Origin of the sequence: Mesorhizobium waimense, from assembly GCF_003601975.1 — a bacterium.
In the GTDB taxonomy this organism is placed as follows: Bacteria; Pseudomonadota; Alphaproteobacteria; order Rhizobiales; family Rhizobiaceae; genus Mesorhizobium; species Mesorhizobium waimense.
The window spans coordinates 1-6,071 of record NZ_QZWZ01000108.1 but is presented as its reverse complement, the minus strand read 5'-3'; the positions used below and the strand labels follow the sequence as shown (position 1 = coordinate 6,071).

At 55.4% G+C, this 6,071-nt stretch carries 5 protein-coding genes and 2 pseudogenes; 4 read left to right on the top strand and 3 right to left on the bottom strand.

Features of this window, described 5'->3' with window-relative positions; all coding sequences use genetic code 11:
• The first annotated feature begins 905 nt into the window (after positions 1–905).
• Entirely contained in the window at positions 906–1,445 is a 540-nt protein-coding gene (locus D3227_RS39595) for a ComF family protein (RefSeq protein ID WP_120019380.1), read from the top strand.
• Here the strand turns inward: D3227_RS39595 and D3227_RS39590 are convergent.
• The 3 genes from D3227_RS39590 to D3227_RS39580 all read right to left on the bottom strand — a co-directional run bounded on the left by D3227_RS39590 (position 1,428) and on the right by D3227_RS39580 (position 4,238).
• Positions 1,428–2,264, bottom strand: a complete 837-nt coding sequence (locus D3227_RS39590; RefSeq protein ID WP_245452151.1) for a DNA-processing protein DprA — start codon at positions 2,262–2,264, stop codon at positions 1,428–1,430. The two genes, D3227_RS39595 and D3227_RS39590, sit on opposite strands and share 18 nt — an antisense overlap.
• 288 nt (positions 2,265–2,552) lie before the next feature.
• Positions 2,553–3,842: a tyrosine-type recombinase/integrase gene (locus tag D3227_RS39585; RefSeq protein WP_120019379.1), complete on the bottom strand. Its 1,290-nt coding sequence runs from the start codon at positions 3,840–3,842 to the stop codon at positions 2,553–2,555.
• A 186-nt stretch (positions 3,843–4,028) separates the two neighbouring features.
• A complete protein-coding gene (locus D3227_RS39580; protein ID WP_342634056.1) occupies positions 4,029–4,238 on the bottom strand; it encodes a MucR family transcriptional regulator in 210 nt (69 codons plus the stop codon).
• A gap of 341 nt (positions 4,239–4,579) precedes the next feature.
• Between D3227_RS39580 and D3227_RS39575 the strand changes: the two genes are divergently transcribed.
• The 3 genes and pseudogenes from D3227_RS39575 to D3227_RS39565 form a co-directional block, all read left to right on the top strand.
• On the top strand, positions 4,580–5,038 hold the full coding sequence (locus D3227_RS39575; protein WP_120019378.1) for a mobile mystery protein A: 459 nt from the start codon (positions 4,580–4,582) through the stop codon (positions 5,036–5,038).
• Positions 5,035–5,620, top strand: a pseudogene (locus D3227_RS39570) (mobile mystery protein B); the annotation flags it as partial. The gene D3227_RS39575 and the pseudogene D3227_RS39570, both read left to right, overlap by 4 nt.
• Positions 5,621–5,869: 249 nt before the next feature.
• Positions 5,870–6,071 (top strand): annotated as a pseudogene (locus tag D3227_RS39565) (IS66 family transposase); the annotation flags it as partial.

The following is a 6,071-nucleotide window of genomic DNA, read 5'->3' as shown; positions in this document are numbered from 1 at the left end:
AGATCTGTCTTCCAATGCGTATCCATGGCCGGCCCTCCACAAAGCCGACCACCCATGAATCACGCAAATCGCGCCCTGGGAATCCCAAAAGTGCCGCCGCTTTCAAAAATCTGCCAAAGTAGTGCTAGGTTTTTGGCGCGCCGCAGCGTCCCTTAAGAATTGCGATCTCCGTTTCGTGGTCGCCTCCTGACATCGAAGACACGGGTACGCCTATGAGAAAGACGCCTAGGGCGTCGCCGGTTGCTGCCTTGTTTTGCTGGTTTGAAATTACGGCCAAACGCTCTCTGTCAGCCTGTGTACAAGGACCGGCGTTGGGAACCCCTGCGATCCTTTCAGGGGGCGTCGCACATCCTGCTACGCCAACGAGCATCGACATCAAAAAGACAAATCGCTTCACAGTTCCCACCCCAACTTATTGTTTGCCCAGCGGCAACATTGCGTAGTGGAAGACTGCGTGCAAGCCCATTCGTCGGAAGATTCGACAACAAAAGTCAAAGGGTGCATGGTCTGGATTGGTGTCGGGGGATACCTTCATTGTCTCGAGGAAGCAAAAGAGGGTTAGGCTGGCTCGCAGTCGTTGCGTTGATCGCTTATTATTATCCCGTCCCGCACCAGCGACCGAGCACTACCTCACCGAATCCACAGGCCATCCTTCACACCGAACCGGATGCCAGCAGTCCGAGCCAGAGCGTTGTGCAACATATAGAAGAAACGGCCGCACCCAGTCAGCGAACCAGCAGGGAAGTGCTTCAAGGCCGCGCGTCCGCGGCACTCCCGAACGATGCTCTGAAAAAGCGACGGCGCGGCACCAAAAGACGACAAGGCTAGAGTCGAGCAGCCTTTGCAATTTTCTTGTTAAGTAAGCGCGTGCTATCTTCCAGCTTGCTTGGTAGCAGGGGAGAGAGATGAGCGACGTTTTTAATACGCTTGGCAACCATAGTATTGTTTCACTAGGTTCCTACAAGCCGTGGAACGTTCACAGGGCCGAAGGCGGCGATCGTTCAAGCTACCCAGCTCATAGCGGTTATGTGCTGGACATCAAGGACAACGCGGCGATTGGGGTCAAACATTTCGCCAAGATTCTAGGACCAGAGCTAAAAGACAACATCGCCATGGCCGTAGTGCCTTCGCACGACCCCAAGAAGACAGACGGTGGATTGCATGCGCTAGTTAGGAAACTCACAGAGTCAGGAAATCGGCTTGACGCATCAGGGTCTCTTGTTCGAGTGACAAAAATCGACAAGCTTGCCCATGGTGGCGACAGGAGTATCGAAGTCCATCAGGGGAGCATCCGAGTGGCGCACCCGGAGCTCATCAAAGGCCGACACGTGGTTTTGATTGACGATGTTCAAAAAACCGGCAATTCGCTCAAGGCATGCAGAGCCCTCCTACTGGAGGCCGGCGCTCTTTCGGTTCAATGCCTGGCCTTAGCCAGCACTTGGTGAGGGCGCCGATACCCGCTCTATCACCTGTTCGACATTGTCGAGCGGCATACAGGTTTCGTATTTCAGGAATTTAGCTGGCCATGTCAGCGCGGGGTCGTCCACTACCGATCTTGCGATAAATAGCCAACGGCCCAGCCTCGTGCATTCCGCAGCCTGATGTAAGGTCCCGGAAGTGTCCGACGCCTCCATAACAACCGTCGCATCGGACAGGGTTGCCATTAACTTGTTTCTCAACGGAAAGCTTGCTCTAGAGGTTTTCTGGCCGATAGGGAACTGAGAGATAAGGAGATGGTCGCGATAAATCTCCTCCTGCATTACTGCGTTTTCGGAAGGACTTGCCTTATCCAAAGGCGTTCCAATCACCGAAATTGTTCTGCCCCCGGCATCAATAGCGGTACGATGGGCAACTGCGTCTACACCATACGCTAGCCCAGAAACGACTACCACACCCGCCTCAACGAGGCCCTTTGCCAGTCTGACCGTACGCGCAATACCCGCGTCCGACACTTGCCGCGTTCCCACAATCGCAACGCAAGGGCGATTCAAGAGCGAGAGATCGCCCGCATAGAAGATTGTCGTGTCGTCTTTATCATCCGTGACTGACCTGCCCAAGAAATCCAGTTGTCTCCTGTTCGGGAAACGGTGGGTTTCCTTTAGGGCATCAGAAAGCCTCACAGTGTGGATATCGCGAGGTGGCGCGTATCGTTCCGTATTGTTCGGCTTGCTTTCCGCCTGCATCGTAGCTGCATACATACGTTTTGCCCCCGCCCTGGCAACCGACGTTGCTGAAACGTTCTCATATTTTTCACGGCGCGTCAATCTGATTTCTCTTTTTAGTCAATGACTTAGCGGGGTAAAATAGAGTCTGATTTCAAGGACATAGCGGAACATACTCAAAAATTGTCCACAGGGCATACCGGCACACTGTGGACAAACGGGCGAATCATACGGCGGTTCCGTCAGCCAGATCCAGGCCGGTCAATACAAATACCTTTATCGAAATAGAACCTATCGAAAATGTTTGCCGTGGTTCCACCTTCGTGGCCGAAAGCGAACGCATGGATGGAGGAGTGACTGCATGGTTGCAGAAGTTAGAGGCAGGACCTGTCATCGGCTACGGAGTTTGACGACCTTGGCAGCCGGTTTCCCAGAAAGTGCGGCGTGAATCGGCCCAACCGCACGGTCCGCTGCTTTGGTCGCGGGATCTCGCTGGATATGTGCGTATATGGCGGTGGAGCGATAGTTGCTATGCCCGAGGATTGCGCCCGTCATCGCAAGTGTTTCGCCCGTGGAAACCGCTGCGGAGCCAAGCGTGTGCCGCAATGTGTGAGGCGTTACCCCCGGCAACTCCGCAAGTTTAATCACCCGGGGCCAAATCCTCTTGGTCCCTTGGTAGTGCCCTTCGCCGGTTGTCGCAGGAAATACATACTCACTATCTGCCATGCGCGGCAGGGACGCTAGGAGGGCCAGTGCGGGCGACGCAAGTGGACGGATACTCTTGCCTGTCTTGGATTCTTCCAGCCTCAGGCAGGCATGCTCAAACTCAATTTCGCTCCACTTGAGCCCAGCTATCTCATCCCGACGGCAGCCGGTTAGCGCCCATAGGCGGGAGATATCCAGGGCCTTCTGGTTGACGCCTTGTGATTGCAACGTTTCCAAAGCCTGTCCGAGGCGCTTCACTTCGTCAATTGAGAGATAGCGCTCACGCCGATTGTCAGTCTTACGAATAGCAGCCGTGTCACATGGATTGCTGATCGCAACCTTTTGCCGAATTGCAAAGCTGAATACCGCAGAGAAGTCGCGGGCCACCTTTCTGGCGGCGCCCTCGCCACCTCGAACAATTATGCGGCGGCGCTTGCCTCTCTTTTCGTCCTTAGCCGTCTTCCCGGCGGTGATGTCCCGCACCATTCGCTCTATGTCGCCGGCTGAAACCTCCGTCACTCGTTTTGCTCCGAGTAGTGGGATCACGTGGTTCCTGAGACGCGCCAGCGTGAAAGCCTTTGTTTTCGGCTTCATCTCGTGGCCCTGCCGAATGCCGCGCTGGACGTAACAGCCCTCGGTTTCATACAAGTCGACAAGCCCGGCGATCTTCATTTCGCGACGCTTTGCACCCCGATCCTTTGCCGGATCACTGCCCCTAGCGACGGAACCGAGTATATTCTTTGCCTTGCAGCGGGCCTCTTCGGGTGTCAGCGACGCCGTTGATCCCAGGGCCATTCTTCGCTTAGGCACATTTCGGCCGCCGGGGTACGGTCGATATTCAACCTGCCACGTCTTTATCCCACTCGATGCAACCCGCAGGCCAAAGCCCTTCAGTTCGGTATCGTAGACAATGATTGCCTTGTCCAGCGCAGTCGCCGCGTCAACAGACCGCTTAGTCAGCTTTATGGAAGCCATGTCGCCACCGTGTCGCCACCGGGAAGAAAGGTGCAGGAATTTCGATATGGCTTATTGCTTGTAAAATCAATTGGCTAGGAAGCTTGGGAGTGTTCCCGGAACCAGTAGGAATGTCAGTACTCAACCTTGCCAAGGTTGGGGTCGAGCGTTCGAATCGCTTCACCCGCTCCAGTTTCCTTCGGGAAATCAAGGGATTAACAGGGGCCACCTTGCGGTGGCCCTTCCCTTTTGCGTTCTAGGGTTGACCGCTGGAACTAGCTCCGGCGTCTCGGGTACAGCCGGTTGTCCGATTTTCGAAAGCGACAAGTTTACGCTTTCGATAAGCTCCGGAAGAGATGCGACCGGCACAGGGTTGTTGCTCACGTAGGCAGACCCAATGTCCGCAGTGAGCCCGATCAGTTGGCTCCGGTCGTGCTCAATCTCTTACCTTCCGGCACGCACTACCTCCTATTCGCCGCAGCAACACCGAACCTCTTAGCCGGTTCCCAAAATCTCCAGCTATGTATCCCAATCGCGCATAGGGAGGCGATAAGATAGGCGCTTTTCTCACCGGGGGCTTGATTACGAATCTGGGGACAGGAGTTCGAATCTCTTTGGGCGCGCCATTTCCGAACAAAACTGGGGCACATCGTGCCCTTTTTCCATAAGCGACGTCAATAAATATATTGACAAACCGGCTCGAAATGTATATCAATATATTGACATTATATCATATTTCGTCAACATATGAGTTTACAATGAGCGTTAAACAGGCAGTCCGGGAACAGTACCAGGCAATTGTCGATGCGTTTCAAGGCAGCAATATCGAGACGCCAACCGAAGGCTGGATTCGGACCGTGCGAAAGGCCCTCGGCATGTCCGGCGCGCAGCTTGCAAAACGAATGGGGGTCACGCGGGCGCGCATCGCTCAGGCGGAGAAAGCCGAACTCGATGGCGGCGTAACCCTGAAGTCAATGCAGGCTGCCGCTGAAGCAATGGGCTGCCGGTTCGCTTACGTCTTCGTTCCACCTGACGCCATCGAAAACCTAATCATCGCCCAGGCGCGGAAAAAGGCGCGGGCGATTGTTGGCACAGCGGGCAAGCACATGGCGCTTGAGCATCAGGCCGTGAACGACAGTCGGACCCAACACGAAGTTTCCAGGCTAATGCAGGAGCTGATGTACGAAATGCCTCCTGACTTTTGGGAAGACAAGTGACGATCAAGCTCGAATATCCCGAAGGCGCGACGCCTCTCGATCCGAATGAGCTTGGCGGGCTGAAGTACAAGCACATCACCACGCATGGCGAACTGGACGAGCTTGAGCAGGCCAACATCGCTTCCGGGCTGCGCTGGCTTGCCCGCATGCGCCGCAAAGACATCCTCTCGGACGATTTTGCGATTGAGCTTCATCGTCGGCTCTTCGGAGAAGTGTGGGATTGGGCAGGAGCGTTTCGCCAGACCGGGAAGAACATCGGTGTTGATCCAATCCAGATCGGCATTCAGCTGCGCGACCTGATGGACGACGCGCGCTACTGGGCGGAGCACAAGACGTATCCGCCTAAAGAGGCTGCTGTCAGGCTTCATCACCGCCTCGTCTTCATTCACCCGTTTTCGAACGGAAACGGGCGTCACGCGCGCATTATGGCCGATACTGTGCTGGACAGAGTCTACGGGACAGAGCCCATTGATTGGACAGCAGGCGCCGACCTTCAAAAGATCGGTGAAAGGCGTACCGCGTATATCGCGGGCCCTGAAGGCAGCTGATGCTCACAACATGGGGCCGCTTCTGGCTTTCAGCGATCAAGCTAGGGACGAAGCACTTATATTCAGAAGGGGTCGCAAATCACTTCTGGGTGGAAGTGATGGACGATCATCGTGCCCTCAATATCCACACAAAGGCAGAAGGTGAAATCAAGTTCGGGCACCCAGTCTGGCCGGCTGACCTTAACCCGCGTCCATTCCTGCAACAGCGCTTGGGCGGCTGCTGCCTCTCATGGTAATTACTCACGCCCTTGTCAGGGGCAAGAATCCCTGAATCTATGGGGATATGGATCGCACTGATTTGCAGCGTCTGACGAAGGAAGAGTTGATCGATCTGGTGCTGCGGATACAGCGGCCAGAGAAGACATCGCGCACGTCGTCCAAGCCACCTTCGAGCGATCGCAAGGCGCGTCGGGACAGGGCAAAGCCTGGCGGCGCTAAGGCGGGTCATAAAGGTCACAGCCGCGCCATGAGTGAGGATGCCGATC

What these genes read in the sequence shown, in the direction of transcription:
- D3227_RS39585 (WP_120019379.1), bottom strand. Translation starts at nt 3,842, where the DNA reads ATGGCTTCCATAAAGCTGACTAAGCGGTCTGTTGACGCGGCGACTGCG.
- D3227_RS39575 (WP_120019378.1), top strand. Translation starts at nt 4,580, where the DNA reads ATGAGCGTTAAACAGGCAGTCCGGGAACAGTACCAGGCAATTGTCGAT.
- D3227_RS39595 (WP_120019380.1), top strand. Translation starts at nt 906, where the DNA reads ATGAGCGACGTTTTTAATACGCTTGGCAACCATAGTATTGTTTCACTA.